Source organism: Streptomyces sp. NPDC058092, assembly GCF_042884935.1.
Taxonomy (GTDB): Bacteria; Actinomycetota; Actinomycetes; order Streptomycetales; family Streptomycetaceae; genus Streptomyces.
On sequence record NZ_JBHVSY010000003.1, the window covers coordinates 226,797 to 243,257 of the forward strand.

General features: G+C 70.0%; 13 protein-coding genes. 7 read left to right on the forward strand and 6 right to left on the reverse strand.

The window, feature by feature from the left end:
- Positions 1-2,325: a molybdopterin oxidoreductase family protein gene (locus ACFVV1_RS07170; RefSeq protein WP_389985725.1), complete on the reverse strand. Its 2,325-nt coding sequence runs from the start codon at positions 2,323-2,325 to the stop codon at positions 1-3.
- On the reverse strand, positions 2,322-3,473 hold the full coding sequence (locus ACFVV1_RS07175) for an MFS transporter (RefSeq protein WP_389985728.1): 1,152 nt from the start codon (positions 3,471-3,473) through the stop codon (positions 2,322-2,324). Before ACFVV1_RS07175 ends, ACFVV1_RS07170 begins: the two co-directional genes overlap by 4 nt.
- Before the next feature lie 416 nt (positions 3,474-3,889).
- Here ACFVV1_RS07175 and ACFVV1_RS07180 point away from each other — a divergent pair, with 416 nt between their 5' ends.
- The 3 genes from ACFVV1_RS07180 (at position 3,890) to ACFVV1_RS07190 (ending at position 7,180) form a co-directional block, all read left to right on the forward strand.
- The gene (locus tag ACFVV1_RS07180) at positions 3,890-5,038 is read left to right on the forward strand and encodes a low temperature requirement protein A (protein ID WP_389985731.1); all 1,149 of its coding nucleotides are present in this window, start codon (positions 3,890-3,892) and stop codon (positions 5,036-5,038) included.
- 76 nt (positions 5,039-5,114) lie between these two features.
- Entirely contained in the window at positions 5,115-6,275 is a 1,161-nt protein-coding gene (locus tag ACFVV1_RS07185) for a P1 family peptidase (RefSeq protein WP_389985734.1), read from the forward strand.
- Positions 6,276-6,409: 134 nt separating this feature from the next.
- On the forward strand, positions 6,410-7,180 hold the full coding sequence (locus tag ACFVV1_RS07190) for a DUF6227 family protein (protein ID WP_389985737.1): 771 nt from the start codon (positions 6,410-6,412) through the stop codon (positions 7,178-7,180).
- 130 nt (positions 7,181-7,310) lie between these two features.
- Here ACFVV1_RS07190 and ACFVV1_RS07195 read toward each other — a convergent pair whose 3' ends face one another.
- Positions 7,311-8,930, reverse strand: coding sequence for an MFS transporter (locus ACFVV1_RS07195; RefSeq protein WP_389985740.1), 1,620 nt, complete (start codon positions 8,928-8,930; stop codon positions 7,311-7,313).
- A 108-nt stretch (positions 8,931-9,038) separates the two neighbouring features.
- Here ACFVV1_RS07195 and ACFVV1_RS07200 point away from each other — a divergent pair, with 108 nt between their 5' ends.
- Complete coding sequence (locus tag ACFVV1_RS07200) at positions 9,039-10,001, forward strand: helix-turn-helix transcriptional regulator (RefSeq protein ID WP_389985743.1); 963 nt, start codon at positions 9,039-9,041, stop codon at positions 9,999-10,001.
- 178 nt (positions 10,002-10,179) lie between these two features.
- Here ACFVV1_RS07200 and ACFVV1_RS07205 read toward each other — a convergent pair whose 3' ends face one another.
- Complete coding sequence (locus ACFVV1_RS07205) at positions 10,180-11,178, reverse strand: RNA polymerase sigma factor RpoD/SigA (protein ID WP_389985746.1); 999 nt, start codon at positions 11,176-11,178, stop codon at positions 10,180-10,182.
- A 148-nt stretch (positions 11,179-11,326) separates the two neighbouring features.
- Between ACFVV1_RS07205 and ACFVV1_RS07210 the strand changes: the two genes are divergently transcribed.
- Both ACFVV1_RS07210 and ACFVV1_RS07215 read left to right on the forward strand, forming a co-directional pair.
- Complete coding sequence (locus ACFVV1_RS07210) at positions 11,327-11,866, forward strand: GNAT family N-acetyltransferase (RefSeq protein WP_389985749.1); 540 nt, start codon at positions 11,327-11,329, stop codon at positions 11,864-11,866.
- A 72-nt stretch (positions 11,867-11,938) separates the two neighbouring features.
- The gene (locus ACFVV1_RS07215) at positions 11,939-13,066 is read left to right on the forward strand and encodes a questin oxidase family protein (RefSeq protein WP_389985752.1); all 1,128 of its coding nucleotides are present in this window, start codon (positions 11,939-11,941) and stop codon (positions 13,064-13,066) included.
- 169 nt (positions 13,067-13,235) lie between these two features.
- Here the strand turns inward: ACFVV1_RS07215 and ACFVV1_RS07220 are convergent, their stop codons facing one another.
- On the reverse strand, positions 13,236-14,018 hold the full coding sequence (locus ACFVV1_RS07220) for a dioxygenase (protein WP_389985755.1): 783 nt from the start codon (positions 14,016-14,018) through the stop codon (positions 13,236-13,238).
- A 136-nt stretch (positions 14,019-14,154) separates the two neighbouring features.
- On the opposite strand from ACFVV1_RS07220, the gene ACFVV1_RS07225 reads away from it, so the two are divergent.
- Entirely contained in the window at positions 14,155-14,667 is a 513-nt protein-coding gene (locus ACFVV1_RS07225) for a MarR family winged helix-turn-helix transcriptional regulator (protein ID WP_389985758.1), read from the forward strand.
- An 88-nt stretch (positions 14,668-14,755) separates the two neighbouring features.
- Here ACFVV1_RS07225 and ACFVV1_RS07230 read toward each other — a convergent pair whose 3' ends face one another.
- A complete protein-coding gene (locus tag ACFVV1_RS07230) occupies positions 14,756-16,288 on the reverse strand; it encodes an MFS transporter (RefSeq protein WP_389985761.1) in 1,533 nt (510 codons plus the stop codon).
- Positions 16,289-16,461 lie beyond the last annotated feature (173 nt).

Genomic DNA, 16,461 nt, shown 5'->3' on the forward strand with positions numbered 1-16,461 from the left:
TCAGCCCCTCTCCGAGGTACCACGGCCCTGCGGGGACGTGGGCGGCAGCGGGTCGGTACGGGAGACCTGGGTCTCCGGGTAGGCGATATGTCCGGGTGCGACGGGAGGCGCGGGGACCTCGTCGATCCTGTCCGCGTGCTCGATACGGCAGGCGCACACCTTGTACTCGGGGATCTTGGAGCGGGGGTCGAGGGCATCGATGGTGAGGGCGTTGGCCGAGGTGGGAACGGGCCAGTGGTACGGGATGAAGACGGTGTCGGGGCGGATCGCCTCGGTGACCAGGGCGGGGAAGACCTCGCTGCCGCGCCGGGTGACGACGCGGACCGGTTCGCCGTTGCGGAAGCCGTGGGAAGGGTGGAGTTCGGCCCAGGGGCGCGGGGTCTGTTCGACGAGGGCGCCCAGTCGGCGGGTCTGGTTGCCGGACAGGAAGTGGGCGACGGTGCGGCCGGTGGTGAGCGACATGGGGTGCTCGTCGTCGTACGGGTCCATCGGCGGGTGCCACTCGACGACCTGCAGATGGATCTTGCCGTCGGGGTGGTAGGTCTTCCCGTCCTCGAAGAGCCGGGGGGTGCCGGGGTGGTCGGTGGAGGGGCAGGGCCAGGCGATCCCGCCGGTCTCCTCCAGCCGTTCGTAGGTGATGCCGTAGTAGTCGTTGACGGTTCCGGCGGAGGCGGTCCGCAGTTCGTCGAAGACCTCGCGGGAGTCGGCGAAGGCGAATTTGTCACCCGCGCCGAGGCGCTTGGCGAGTTCGCACATCACCCAGGTGTCGGTCCGTACGCCGGGGGGCGGGTCCTGGGCCTTGTTGTGCTTGACCACCCGGGCCTCGGCGTTGGCCATCACCCCTTCGTCCTCGGCCCAGGTGGTGACGGGGAAGACGACATGTGCGTTGGCAGCGGTCTCGGAAAGGAAGAAGTCGAATTGGGCATGGAACTCTGCGGCGTCGTAACCCTCCTTGACCACCTTGTAGTTGGGCAGGGAGACGAAGGGGTTGTTGCAGATGCCGATCAGTCCGCGGATTTCGCGGCGCTGCATCTGCCAGACCATTTCCATCATCGAGGTGCCGGCGGGCGGGAGTTCGGACTCCTCGATCCCCCAGATCTCGCAGATCTGTCTGCGGTGCTCCTCGTTCGTGATCGAGCGGCCGCCGGGAAGGAGGTCGGATTTCTGACCGTGTTCACGGCCGCCCTGGCCGTTGCCCTGGCCGGTGAGGGTGCCGTAGCCGGCGCCGGGCTTGCCGATGTGGCCGGTGGCGGCGCAGAGGTTGATCACGCTGAGGCAGTTCTCGACGCCCTGCGAGTGGTGTTCGATACCGCGGGCGTGCCAGGCCATGGCCTTGGGGGCGCGGGCGAAGGCGCGGGCGACCTGGACGATCTGCTGGGCGGGGACCCCGCAGATCTCGGCGGCCCGGGACGGCGGGTACGCGCGGGCCTTGGCCTTCACGTCCGCCCAGCCGGTGGCGTGGGCGGCGAGATAGGCCTCGTCGGTCAGTCCCTCCTCGATGACCACGCTCAGCACGGAGTTGAAGAAGGCCGAGTCGGTGCCGGGCCTGAGCGCGACATGGATGTCGGCGGTGCGGGCGATCGCGGTTTCCCGGGGATCGACAACGATCAGGCTCGCACCGCGGTCCCGGGCTCCCCACACGTACTGGGTCATCACGGGGAAGCACTCACCGACGTTGGAGCCCGCGATGAGCAGACAGTCGGTGAGCAGGATGTCGGAGAAGGGGTTGCCGGCCCGGTCGATACCGAAAGCGAGTTTGTTGGCGCCCGCGGCGCTGACCATGCAGAGCCGGCCGTTGTAGTCGACATGCCGGGACTTGAGGGCGACCCTGGCGAACTTGCCGACCAGATAGGTCTTTTCGGTGAAGAGACTGGCGCCGCCGAGGAGCCCGAAGGCATCGTTCCCGTAGCTGCGCTGGATGCGCTTGATCTCGGAGACGGTGAAGTCGAGTGCCTCGTCCCAGGAGACCTCGCGGAAGTCCTCGTCCCGGGAGCGGCGCAGGAGCGGGGCGGTCAGCCGGTCGGGGTGGTTGACCTGCTGATATGCGTTGATGCCCTTGGGGCACAGCCGCATCCGGTTGATGTCGTGGTTGCGGGGTTCGACGCCGAAGACCTTGCCTCCCCGGTCGACGCGCAGATACATCCCGCACTGGACCCCGCAGAAACAGCAGTGGGTGGGGACGAGCGTCTCGCCGTCCTGGTCGGCGTGCCACTGGTCGGCGGGGATACCGCCCGCGTCCCGGAAGTCCCGGGTGCCGGGCGGCGCGAGGGAGGAGCCGAGAGGGACGGCCGTACGGGGGGCGGCCGCTCGCGCATCCGGGGTCACTGGAAGCCCTTCTTCACCTGGGAGAGATAGGCGCTGCCGCGCAGCACCCGCTTGCAGCGCGGGCAGTATTCGGCCCACTCGTCGAAGTCGAGACTGAGATCGCGCATGGTGCCGCGGAGGTTCTCGACGTACGGCGCGGTGTCGATGGGCTCCTCGCAGCGGCGGCAGCCGAAGATCTCCTGGTCCTGCCGGGCGGTGTATTTGAACAGCTGCATGCCGACCGCGGCCGGGCGCTGGACGATGTGGAAGAACTTCCCGAACGGGATGTAGATGAGGGTGAAGACCACCGACACCATGTGGAGAATCGCCAGGAACTCGTATCCGCCGCCGTGCAGGAAGATCGACGAGAAAGTGAGCAGCAACCCGGACACGGAGATGACGATCAGGGCAATCAGCGGCACCAGGTCGTACGCGAAGCGCTGGCCGGTGATGGCGCCGCGGTCCTTCATCCGCCGCCAGAGGAAGTACGAGGCGCCGGGGATGACGAGAACGGCGGCGATGTCCAGGCCGTGGAACATCAGCCAGCCGAGGATGTCCAGGGAGTCGAATCCAATGATCTCGAAGCCCCAGATGCGCATCGCGTAGCCGGGGCCCGAGCCGGAACCGGAGGTGAAGGTGAACCAGCCCCAGGTCAGCGGGAAGGTGATCAGGGAGGCGAGGACGCAGCCCCAGAAGATCAGTTGGTGGGCGGCCCAGCGGGCGTGGGAGCGGGCGCCGAGGAATTTCTGGAAGCCCAGGTAGGTGGCGATCATCCGGGGCAGGGCGGTGGGGGCGTTGCGGAAGTTGGCCAGGGAGAAGAAGCTCCGCCACCCCTGCTTGAACAAGCGCCGGGCGCCGGGCGCGGAGACCCAGACGGTGTAACGGTGGGCGACGCCGAAGGCGAGGAAGACGGTGGCGACGGCGTACGGGAGAAGGGCGGAGTCGAAGTTCTCCAGGAGCCGGCTGCCGAACACGATCGCGAGGATCAGCAGGGCGGAGACGATAACCCCGGCCGCGGTCGCACGGGCGGTGACGGACCGGGGCGCGGCGGCCCGGTGTCCGGCACCCTCGGCGGGCTGCGGGGTGCCGGGCGCTCCGGGGAGGCCGGTGTGCCCGCCACCGGGGGCGGGCTGCGCGGCAGCGGCAGAGGCTTCTGGGGGCTGGGTCACCCCGTCACCGTAGGGTCGTATGGGATGGTTGGTCCTGTTTTACGGCTCGGCGGGGTGAGCCCGTTCGCCTGACCGGCTCGCAGATCGTGGGCGGACCCGCGGCGCCCGTCGGGTGGCTCACAGCCCGCCGGAAGGCTCGCGGCGCCCGTCAGGTGACTCACAGCCCGCCGGAAGGCTCGCGGGCCCGTCGTGTGACGCACAGCCCGTCGGACGGCCCGCAGCGCCCTTCAGGTGAACCTGCGGAGACCCGCTGCGGCAGGGTCCGGCCCGGCAAATCCGCGTTGCTCCGTGGTTTCTCCGAGGGCTGTGCGTCCTCGTCCACCGGCCAAAGCTCCACGAGAACTTCCCGCCCTGCGTCCGGGGGCGCGTCCCTGGGCACCACCGACCTCGTCTGGTGTGCTGATGCCATGCCCGGAATGACTGCCCGCAGCCGCGCCGAGAAACATCGCGCGTCGACCCCGCTGGAACTCTTCTTCGACCTCTGCTTCGTCGTCGCCGTGGCCCAGGCGGGCGGGCGGCTGCTGCATGCCGTCGCCGAGGGCCATGCCGCCATCGGAGTCATCAGTTACGCGGCCGTCTTCTTCGCGATCTGGTGGGCCTGGGTCAACTTCAGCTGGTTCGCCTCGGCTTACGACACCGACGATCCGCTGTACCGCGTGGTCACGTTCGTGCAGATCACCGGTGTGCTGATCCTCGCCGCCGGGGTGCCGCGCGCCTTCGACGCGGGCGACTGGACGGTCGTCGTCGTGGGCTACGTCGTGATGCGGCTCGCCCTGACCAGCCAGTGGCTGCGCGCCGCGTACTGCACCCGGGGCCTCGAGCGGCGCGTCGCGCTGCGGTACGCCGTCGGCATCACGGTGGTGCAATGCGGCTGGATCGGCATGCTGTTGCTGACCGACAACACGGGCGGAGCGCGTGCCTCCGTCTTCGTCGTGCTCGTGCTCGCGGAGCTGTCCGTTCCGGCGATCTCCGAGCGCGACCGCCCGACGAGCTGGCATCCGCACCACATCGGTGAGCGGTACGGCCTGTTCACGATCATCGTGCTGGGCGAGACGATCGCGGCGGCCACGGTCGCGGTCCAGGAGGCGGTGGACGAGCATGAAGTGTTCGGTGAGTTGCTGCCGATCGCCGCAGGCGGGCTGTTGATCGTCTTCTCCGCCTGGTGGGTCTACTTCGCCGTGCCGATCCATGACTACCTCCGCGGCAGCAGGGAAGCGTTCATCTGGGGATACGGACACTTCCTGATCTTCGGGTCCGCGGCCGCGATCGGCTCGGGCCTCGAACTCGCGGTGGAGCAGGCCGTGGGCCAGGCCCATGTCTCGGAGACGGTGGCCGCCGCCGCGGTGACCGTGCCCTCGGCGCTCTTCCTGCTGACGGTGTGGGCGCTGCACGCCCGCCACTTCAAGCGCGATCTCGCGGAGCAACTGCCCCTCCCCGTGGCCGCGCCGGCGATCCTGGCCTGTACGTTCGCCGGGGGGTGGGCCGTGTTCGCGGCCGGCCTGGTGGCTGCGGCGACCGTGGCCGCGGGGGTGCTGCTGTCCCGGCGGCCCGCGGTGGCGGGGTGAGCACACGGATGTGGTGCGGTGCCCCACGGACGACGTGTGGTGAGTTGCCAGTGGTGAATCCTGTGAGGAGCGCGTAATGACGGAAGAACCGCACAAGCCGACAGTCCTCTCCACCGTGCAGCACACATCACCCCTGTCCGCCGGGCCGCTCGACGCGCTCACCGATGTGGCCGGGCTGCGCGTCGGCCATGCACAGGTGCCGGGTGCGGGCGCGCTGAGCGGCACCACCGTCGTCCTCGCCCCCGAAGGGGGTGCGATCGCGGCCGTCGACGTACGCGGCGGCGGCCCCGGCACCCGGGAGACGGACGCGCTCGATCCGCGCAATCTGGTGCAGCGCATCGACGCCGTCGTCCTGACGGGCGGCAGCGCGTACGGCCTGGACGCGGCGTCCGGTGTGATGGCCTGGCTGGAGGAACAGGGGCGCGGGGTACGGGTCGGGCCCGATCCGGCGCAGGTGGTGCCGGTCGTCCCGGCCGCGTGCATCTTCGACCTGGGGCGGGGCGGTGACTGGCGGGCCCGCCCGGACGCGTCGACCGGCCGCGCGGCGGTGGCGGACGCGGCGGGTACGGAGACCGGGGCGCCGGTCGTCGAGGGGAATGCCGGCGCCGGTACGGGTGCGGTCGCCGGGCCGCTCAAGGGCGGGGTGGGCACGGCGAGCGTGCGGCTGGCGTCCGGGATCACGGTGGGCGCGCTCGCTGTGGTGAACGCGGCGGGTTCGGTGCTCGATCCGCGTACCGGAGTGCTGTACGGGGAGTACGGCGCCGCCGAACCTCCGGTGCACCCCGCGCCCGAGGTCCACCGTGCGGCGCAGCAGCGCCTGGCCGAGGCCCGGGAGGCGAACGCGCGGCCGCCGCTCAACACCACGCTCGCGGTCGTCGCCACGGACGCCGACCTCACCCGGGCCCAGGCGCAGAAGCTCGCGGGTACGGCGCACGACGGACTGGCGCGCGCCGTCCGCCCCGTACATCTGCTGACCGATGGGGACACGGTTTTCGCGCTGGCCACCGGCGCCCGGTCACTGGATCCGCAGAACCCGATCGCGCTGAACGATCTCCTGGCGGCCGGCGCGGACGCGCTGACCCGTGCCATCGTGAAGGCCGTCCGGGCAGCTCAGAGCGTCAACGGCCGCCCCGGCGGGGGCAGCTACCCCGCGTACAGTGATCTCTACGGGGCGAGCCGGTCCCCGTCGTGGCCGTCGGGGCAAAGCCGCCCGGACCCCGACTCGCCTGCCGGGTAAGAAAGTTCGGACGAACCGCCAGGAACCATCTGCGTGTGTCATACGTTTTCCTGAACCCCGGTCACGATGTCGGACCCAGGGACTACGTTAAGCACGCACCAAGTAACACGCGGCGACGGCCTGGAGACAGCACCTTGAGCGATCCGTACGAGACAACCGAGCAGCACCTCGAGCGACTCCTGCGACGGGCACTCAACTCTTTCGATCTGCCCGACAGTACGGTCGAGAGACTCGGTACCGCACTCGCCCACAGCAGTTCCCTGCACTCCTCGCACCACAGTTCCGTACTCCACCGCGAGACCTACCGGCACACGTATCTGCTGTCCGACGGCACCCCCCTCACCCTGTGGGAGCTGGTGCACGGCGGTCCGCGGAGCGCGATGGACCCGCGCTCCCGGACGGAGCCCGACCTCCGGCACCACGAGCTGTACGACGACGAGGCCGATGCCCATATCGCCGCCGCGCGGCTGACCGGCGGCTTCGGTGACGTCCCGGCGTTCGGGGAGGACGGGCCGCAGGCCGACCTGGAGATACTCACGGTCCTGATGGTGGCTCCCCCGGTCCCGCCGCCCCGGATGTACGCCCCGGACAACTCCGCCGACCACGCCCGCCGCGTCCTGCGCCGCGCGGAGAACAGCGACTGCCCGGGCGAGGAGACCGCCCGGCTGCTGCGCGCCGCCTTCGCCCACCACATCACCCAGGTCTTCGGCCGGCAGTGCCAGGTGGACGGCCGGGACGCCGGATTCACCCTGTACGAGCACGCCTTCCTGCTCCTCGACGGCAGCGAGACGAGCCTGTGGGAGGTCGAGCACACGGCCACGCCGGACGGCCGCCACATGTGCGAGGTGTACGGCGACGAGGACTCCGCGCGCGGTGCCATGGAGAGCCGCACACGCATCTGCTGACCCGAGGACCCGAGGGGACCCGGGCGAGGAACAAAGGGCGACGGTGCCCGCATCCCCGAGGGGTGCGGGCACCGTCGCCCTTCTCCACGCCGGAGCAACGTCGGAGCAACGCCGGAGCAACGTCGGAGCATCAGGGAGTGAAGGCGGGCTCCTTGCCGAGCTCGGGCTTGTTCACGGCGTGCACGGACCCGGCCACGGCGTCCAGGGTCCCGTCGCCCGGATTCCCGTGGTCCACGGCTTCGTCCGTGGTGTCCGCGCCCTCGCCGTCGCCCTCCGCGTGCCGCCGCGGCCGGGCGGGCAGCGCGAACATCACCAGGAAGATCACCGCGAGCACCCCGGCCACCCACCACAGCGAGTGCTGGAACCCCTCCGCGAAGGCCGGGCCCATCTGCTGCGGCGTCAGCCGGTCCCCGATCGAACTGAAGAAGACGACCGAGACCAGTCCGAGCCCGAGCGCGTTGCCCATCTGCTGCACGGTGTTGATCAGTCCGGAGGCCGAACCGGAGTGTTCCTTGGGCACCTCGGACAGCACCATGTCCGTCAGCGGGGCCACGATCAGGCCCATGCCGGCGCCCATGACCACGAGCGGCAGCGCCATCTGCCAGGACGTGATTCCCATGCCGTACCGGTCGGACTCCCAGATGTAGAGGAGCAGGCCGACGATCATCAGCAGCGCGCCGGTCTGGAGGACCTTGCGGCCGAAGCGGGGCACCAGCTTCTGTACGGAGATCCCGGCGGCGAACGAGACGGCGATCGAGAACGGGATACCGGTCGTGCCGGCCCGCAGCGCGCTCCAGCCGAGCCCCTTCTGCATGTACAGCGTCCAGACCAGGAAGAAGATGCCGAGGCCGACACCGAAGGCCAGCTGCACGGCAATGCCCGCCGCGAAGCTCTTGACCCGGAACAGCGACAGCTCCACGAGCGGCGAACCGTCCTTGCGCGCCTTCTCCCGCTCGAACACCACCAGGACCAGGAACACCAGCAGGCTGCCGATCATCGACGCATAGCCCCACAGCGGCCAGCCCAGCTCGCGCCCACGGGTCAGCGGGTAGATCAGCATCAGCAGCCCCAGCGTCACCAGGGCGACGCCGATCAGGTCGAGCCGGAGCGCCTTCGGGGCCTTGGACTCGGTGATGAACTTGCGGCCCAGTACGAGGCCGACGAGGCCGACCGGCAGGTTGATCAGGAAGATCGGCCGCCATTCGAGACCGGCGATGTTCCACTCGGTGAGCAGCGCGCCCAGCAGCGGTCCCATCACAGCGCCGAGGCCGACGATCGCGCCGAAGAGACCGAAGACCTTGCCGCGCTCGTGCGCCGGGAAGGTGGCGTGCACGATCGACAGCACCTGCGGGACCATCAGCGCGGCGGTGCCGCCCTGGAGGATGCGGGAAGCGACCAGCATCTCCGGATTCATCGCAAAGCCGCAGAGCGCGGAGGCCAGCGTGAAGCCGCCTATGCCGATGAGGAACAGCCGCTTGCGGCCGTAGATGTCGCCCAGCCGGCCGCCGGTGATCAGCCCGGCCGCGAAGGCCAGTGCGTATCCGGCGGTGATCCACTGGATCGAGCTGAACGAGGCGCCGGTGTCCTTCTGGATGCTCGGGACGGCGATGTTGACGATCGTGACGTCGACCAGGTCCATGAAGGCCGCGGTCATCACGATGGCGAGCGCGAACCAGCGTCGCCGGTCCGACGGGTCCGAGGACACCGTGGGCCCGGATGCCGTGGACGGCAGAGATGCGGAAGAAGTCATAAGAAGAAGCTAAACAGTCATTAGGACAGGTCATGACCCAATGGATGGGCAACCTGGTGAGACGACCGACACCCGGACACACCGGCACCCGGACACGAGGATGGGCCCATGACGGACACCCCGGCACGACTGCTGAACCTGCTGTCGCTCCTCCAGACGCCTCGCGAGTGGCCGGGCAGCGAGCTCGCCGAACGGCTCGACGTCAGCCCGCGCACCATCCGTCGCGACATCGACCGGCTCCGCGAACTCGGCTATCCGGTCGAGGCCTCACGCGGTTCGGTCGGCGGCTACCGCCTCGTCGCGGGCACCGCCATGCCGCCGCTGCTCCTCGACGACGAGGAGGCGGTGGCCATCGCGGTCGGCCTGCGGGCGGGTGCCGGGCATGCCATCGAGGGGGTCGACGAGGCGTCCGTACGGGCTCTGGCGAAGCTGGAGCAGGTGCTGCCGTCGCGGTTGCGGTACCGGGTCTCGACCCTGCAGAACGCGACGGTGCCGCTGACCCGTGGCGACGGCTCGACGATCGATCCGCACACGCTGACGGTGATGGCGTCGGCGGTCACGGGCCGGGAGCGGCTGCGGTTCGCCTACCGCGCGGGCGACGGCGCGGAGACGAAGCGGGAGGCCGAGCCGTACCGGCTGGTGAGCACGGGGTGGCGCTGGTATCTCGTCGCGTACGACCTGGGGCGCGAGGACTGGCGTACGTTCCGGGTCGACCGGGTCAGCGAGCCGTTCGCGACCGGGGCCCGGTTCACACCGCGCGAGCTGCCCACGGGGGACGCGGCAAAGTTCCTCGCCGGCTCGATCGCCCGGCGGCAGCCGGAGCTGGCGGTGGAGGTGGGTTTCGCGGCCCCGGCGGACTTCGTGTCCGCGCGACTGCCCGCCGCGTTCGGCCCCCTGGAGCGGACCGGCGAGAACAGCTGTCGGCTGCGGGCGGTGCTGTCGGACTCGCTGGAGTGGGTGGCGCTCCGACTCGCGCTGGTGGACTGCGATTTCACCGCCCACGAGCCGCCGCAGCTGGTGGAGTACCTGGGCGATCTGGGCGCCCGCCTGACGCGCGCGACGGCGCGCTGACGCTCCGCCGGCCGGACAGCGGCCGGGGGCGGCGGCCGGGCGGCAGCTTGCGTGCGAGCACCAAAAAGCGTGCGAACGCCAAAAAGAATGAGCCCCGGCGCCAGGGGGGGGTGGGCGCCGGGACTCAGCTCAGGGGGTCACGCGAAGCGACCTATTTCGGAGGTTACTGGACCGGGGCTCACGCCGCAGCGTCAAAACCCGTGTCGTGGGCCATTCGCTTCAGTTCGAGCAGCGCGTGCTTCTCGATCTGCCGGATCCGCTCACGGGTCAGGCCGTGCTGCTTGCCCACCTCGGTGAGGGTCCGCTCACGGCCGTCCTCGATGCCGTACCGCATACGGATGATCGACGCGGTGCGGTTGTCGAGCTTGCCGATCAGGTCCTCCAGCTCCTCGCTGCGCAGCAGCGTCATCACCGACTGCTCGGGTGACACCGCGGAGGTGTCCTCCAGCAGATCGCCGAACTGCGTCTCGCCCTCGTCGTCGACCGACATGTTGAGGCTGACCGGGTCACGGGCCCAGTCCAGGACGTCGCCCACGCGCTCCGGCGTGGAGTCCAGCTCGGCGGCAATCTCCGCGTGGTCCGGCTCGCGCCCGTGAGCACGGGCGAATTCGCGCTGCACCCGGCGTATCCGGCCGAGCTCCTCCACCAGGTGGACGGGGAGCCGGATCGTACGGGACTGGTCGGCTATGGAACGGGTGATGGCCTGACGGATCCACCACGTCGCATACGTGGAGAACTTGAAGCCCTTGGCGTAGTCGAACTTCTCGACCGCGCGCACCAGGCCCGCGTTGCCCTCCTGGATCAGGTCGAGCAGGGGCAGCCCGGCCCGCGGATAGCGGCGGGCGACGGCAACGACGAGTCGGAGGTTGGAACGGATGAATATGTCCTTGGCGCGCTCGCCCTCGGCGACCAGCGCCTCCAGCTCCTCGCGCGACGCTCCGCCGGCTTCGCTCTCCACCGCACCGTCGAGAATCTGCCGCGCGAACACGCCCGCCTCGACGATTTGCGACAGCTCCACCTCCTTCGCGGCATCGAGAAGCGGCGTACGCGCGATCTCGTCCAGGTACATGCCGACCAGGTCGCGATCGGCGATCTCTCCGCTCGAGGCGCGAACACTGCTTGCCCGGCTGCTCCCACCGGTGGTGGACGAACGACGGGCGACGGCACGGGTTGCCATGCGTGCTCCCTTGCTGAGTAGGTCGCGACACCCTCTCGGGTGCCCTGCATCCGATGGAAACAACGACTGGAATCCGGACAGAATTCCCATGCCTGGCATTCATTTTCGCGATCATGCAGTACCCTGTGCCGCCACGAGGGGGGATCGCATGCCGAACACCCGGACAGAAGTGCTGGTCAGGCCGGGCACCGAAGGTGATTTGGTGGCGCTCACGGACATCTACAACCATTACGTGCGTGAGACCGCGCTCACATTCGATACAGCCCCCTTTACACCTGAACGGCGTCTGCCGTGGCTTCGTTCCCACCCTGAAGACGGCCCGCACCGTCTTCTGGTTGCTCAGGATGTCCGCATTGTCGGCCCCGCCTCGATCCTCGGATACGCCACCAGCAGCGCTTTCCGGCCCAAGGCGGCGTACGCAACCTCGGTCGAGGTGAGCGTGTACTGCGCTCCGTCGGCCACCGGCCGCGGCATCGGCACGCTCCTCTACTCGGCCCTGTTCGAGGCGCTGGCCGACGAGGACCTGCATCGCGCGTACGCGGGCATCACGCAGCCCGACGACGCCTCGGTCCGGCTGCACGAGCGCTTCGGCTTCCGCCACGTCGGTACGTATGCCGAGGTGGGCCGGAAGTTCGGCACGTACTGGGACGTGGCCTGGTACGAGAAGCGGCTGGGACCACAGTCCTAGGGCCCGGCCCGAACGCGACCTAGGTCCGCCGCCCGTTACGCACCGCGGGCGCCGCGCCTAGCGTGCTTCCGTATGAGCGACCGCATGGACAACCGTATGGGCGACGCGGCGAGCAGCCATGACGCGACCGACGACCACGGCGCCGCCGGCGGCCACGACACGACCGGCAGCAGCCACGACAAGACCGCCCACGACACCACAGGCACCCTCGACGAGGCGCTGGAGCGCCTCCACACCGCAGGCCCCGAACGGGACGGCTGGCTGAGCAATCACGGCCCGATGGCCGTCGAAGCGCTGGTCCGGCACGGCCAGGCACCGGCCGTCCACCGATGGCTCGACCATTACAGCCACAAGCTGGAGGACATGCCGGACACCGCGTCCCGGGTGACGGCGGCGAACTGGCGCGAGGCCCTGGGCGATCCGCGCCGGATCGCGGACTGGACGCGGTACTTCGAGCGGGAGACGGCCGAGCGCCCCTGGCGGGAGGTCCTGGCCGAGTGGTGGCCGCTGCTGCTGCCCGGCATCGCGGCGGGCGCCACCCATCCGGTGATCCGGGTCGGCCACTCCGTGCGCACCCTGCTCGCCGGTGAGACGAGCGCGCCCCGGATCGCCGAGCTGGCCCACGGCCTCGGCTACTGGGCCGCCCGCCACCGGCCGCTGCCCCCGCTGACCCGGCTCGCGCCCGCCCCGAGCGCCGCGGCCGCGCTGGACTCCGTACCGCCGGTGCCCGAGCAGAGCGGCGGCATCCGGGACCGGCTGGCGCAGCTCACCGGGTTCCCGATGTGGCCACAGCGGTTCACCGACGACCCGGACGAGGCGCGGACCCGGCTGGAGGAGCTGGTGCGGGCCGCGACCCACCGCTATGCCACGCACGGGTACGGCGAACCGATCATGCTGGTGCACGCGGCGACCGCGCCCAACGCCGTGCTGCGCACGCTCCCCGCGCTCCCCCGCGCGCTGTGGGCGCCGAGCCTGCGGGCCGCCTGGGCGGCGAGTGCCGCGGTCACCGCCGCGTACAGCCCGGCCGAGCCGGCCCCGTACACACCGGCTGCCGCGTCCGCGGAGGAGCTCTTCGCGCGGGCGGCGGCGCACGGCGACGATCACACGATCAAGTTCACCGACACCGCGCTGGACGTCGGCGACGCCACAGCCCTCGCCGCCGCGCTCCGCTCGATCGAACTGAATCCGCCGACGCTGTGACGGACCTGCCGACCCCGGAGTCAGTTCTTCCGAACCCGCCACGAACCCGCCACCCCCGTGACAGACCCCCCGAATCCCGCCACGAACCCACGACCCCCGTGACGGGCCGCCCGAACCCGCCACGAACCCGCGACCTCCGTGACGGGCCGCCCGACTCCGCTCGCCGGCCTCAGCCGAACTGCACCGACCGCTTCGCCAGTCCCATCCAGAACCCGTCGATGACGCTGCGGCCCCGGTCCAGCTCGTTCTCCGACGCACCGAGCGTCACGAAGAGCGGCGCGAAGTGCTCGGTGCGCGGGTGGGCCAGCCGGCCGGCCGGGGACTTGTGCTCGAAGTCGAGCAGGGCGTCGATGTCCCGCGCCTGGAGCGCCCGCTTCCCCCAGTCGTCGAACTCCGCCGACCAGCCGGGGGTGCCGCCGCCCGCGTGCCGCAAGGCGGCCAGGTTGTGGGTGAAGAAGCCGCTCCCGACGATCAGGACGCCCTCGTCGCGCAGCGGCGCGAGCTTGCGCCCGATGTCCATCAGCCGCTGCGGGTCCAGGGTCGGCATGGAGATCTGGAGTACGGGGATGTCGGCGTCCGGGAACATCTCCACCAGCGGGACGTACGCCCCGTGGTCGAGCCCGCGGTCCGGGATGTCCTGGACCGGCGTACCGGCACCGCGCAGCAGCTTGCGTACGTTCTCCGCCAGCGCCGGGGCGCCCGGGGCCGCGTACCGCACCTGGTAGTAGTGCTCGGGAAATCCCCAGAAGTCGTACACGAGCGGGACCGTCTCCGTGGCGCCGAGGGCGAGCGGGGCCTCCTCCCAGTGCGCGGAGACCATCAGGATCGCGCGGGGGCGGGGCAGCCCGGCGGACCAGGCGGCCAGTTCGCCGGGCCAGAGCGGGTCGTCGGCCAGCGGCGGTGCGCCGTGGGAAAGGTAGAGGGCGGGCATGCGCTCCGCGGTGACAGTCATGGCACTCCCCATCCGCTGCTGATCGAGGTAATTCTTCTACAGGTGTCTTTGAGAAGGAAAGGTTCTTTAATCTTCAAGTTCCTACCTCCCGAGACCTTAGCTCTATCTAGTTAAATCTTCAAGAAAAGGTCGTACAGTGGAGTACATGACCCCGGCATCCCCCTGCGAGCCCCGCTGGCTCTCCGACGAAGAGCAGCACGTCTGGCGTGCGTATCTCCACGCCACGACGCTCATGGAGGACCATCTCGACCGTCAGCTGCAGCGCGATGCCGGCATGCCGCACATCTATTACGGACTGCTCGTCCAGCTCTCCCAGGCGCCCCGCCGCCGGAAGCGGATGACCGAGCTGGCCAAGGACGCCAAGATCACCCGCTCCCGGCTCTCGCACGCCGTCGCACGGCTGGAGAAGAGCGGCTGGGTGCGCCGCGAGGACTGCCCGTCCGACAAGCGCGGCCAGAACGCGGTCCTCACCGACGAGGGCTACGAGATGCTGCGCCGGTCCGCGCCGGGCCATGTCAGCGCCGTGCGTCAGGCGATGTTCGACCGGCTCACTCCCGAGCAGATGCGCTCGCTGGGCGAGATCATGCAGGTCGTCGCCACCGGACTGCAGCCGGAGGGCACGGACGCGGATCTGCCCTGGCTGCGCTGAGCCGCCCGTCGAAACGGCTCTGCCCCGGTCCCGTCGAACGGAACCGGGGCAGAGCCGCGTAAATCTCGCTCCAGGTCGCACGACCACGTCAGTGGGCGACGACCGGGACCTTGAACTCGTCCTCGACACCGTCGGCGTCGCCCGAACCGGAGGCTCCGCCCACTGCGGTCATCGAGGGGCGTCCGGCGTTGATGAAGGTCACCGCGATCGCGGAGGCCGCCACCAGGATGCCGACGGCCCACCAGATGGCGCCGGTGAAGCCGTGCACCATCGACTGGAGCTTCAGCAGCTCCGGGTCGGTGGCACCGAGCGCGGCGTGCGAGGTGGCGTACGCCGTCGCGGCCGAGGCGGCGACGGTGTTCAGCAGCGCCGTACCGATCGCGCCGCCCACCTGCTGCGAGGTGTTGACCATCGCGGACGCGACACCCGAGTCCCTCGGCTCGACACCGTGCGTGGCCAGCGACATGGCCGGCATGAACGCCGTACCCATGCCCAGGCCCAGCAGGAGCTGTGCGGGCAGGATGAGCAGGGTGTAGGAGGAGCCGATCTCCAGCTGCGTCAGCAGCAGCATGCCGACGGCGGCGGTCAGGAAGCCGGGGCCCATGAGCTTCCGCGCCGGAACCCGGGTCATCAGCCGGGCACCGATCTGCGTCGAGCCGGTGATCATGCCCGCGATCATCGGGAGGAAGGCGAAGCCCGTCCTGATCGGCGAGTAGCCCCTCACGACCTGCAGGTAGTACGTCAGGAAGAGGAACAGCCCGAACATCGCGATGATGGCCAGACCCAGCGAGAGGTAGACGCCACCGCGGTTGCGGTCCAGCAGGACGCGCAGCGGCAGCAGCGGCGACGAGACCCGGGACTCGGTCGCGACGAACGCCAGGAGCAGCACACCGGACGCGATGAACATGCCGATGGTCAGCGGGTCCGACCAGCCTGCGGACTCGGCGCGGGTGAATCCGTACACCAGGGAGACCAGCCCCAGCGCGGACAGGACGACACCGGGGATGTCGAGCGCAGAGCGGTTGCGGCTGCCGGCCGGCTCACGGATCACGAAGTACGCGCCGAGGGCCGCGACGATCGCGAACGGGATGTTGACGAAGAACGTCCAGCGCCAGTTCAGCACCTGGGTCAGGAAGCCGCCGAGGATCAGGCCGACGGCGCCACCGCCACCGGCGATCGCACCGTAGATACCGAACGCCTTGGCGCGCTCCCTGGCATCGGTGAACATCACGGCGAGCAGGGACAGGGCCGCCGGGGCGAGCAGTGCGCCGAAGACGCCCTGGAGTGCACGGGAGCCGAAGAGCATGCCCTGGTTCTGCGCCGCACCACCGAGCGCGGAGGCCAGCGCGAAGCCGATCAGGCCGACGACGAAGGTCCGCTTGCGGCCCCAGAGGTCGGCGATCCGGCCTCCGAAGAGCAGCAGCCCGCCGAAGGCGAGGGCGTAGGCCGTGATGACCCACTGCTTGTTGGCATCGGAAATACCCAGGGCCGTCTGGGCGTGCGGCAGCGCGATGTTCACGATCGTGGCGTCGAGTACGACCATCAGCTGCGCGAGGGCGATGAACGCCAGTGCTTTCCAGCGGCTGGGGTCCGGGAGTCGGATGTCGGCTGTTTTTGGCATGGAGGTATCCACCTAAGGGCGCACGCGGGCGCGCGAGGTCATGAACCGAGAGGTCGGCGAACGGGCAGTCGGTCAGGGACGGTCGAAGACAGCGACCGTCGGCGAAGGGCGGGCGGTGAAAGGGAAGACGGTGAAAGCGCGGGTCGGGAGAGGACGAGGCGTAAGGACGCGGA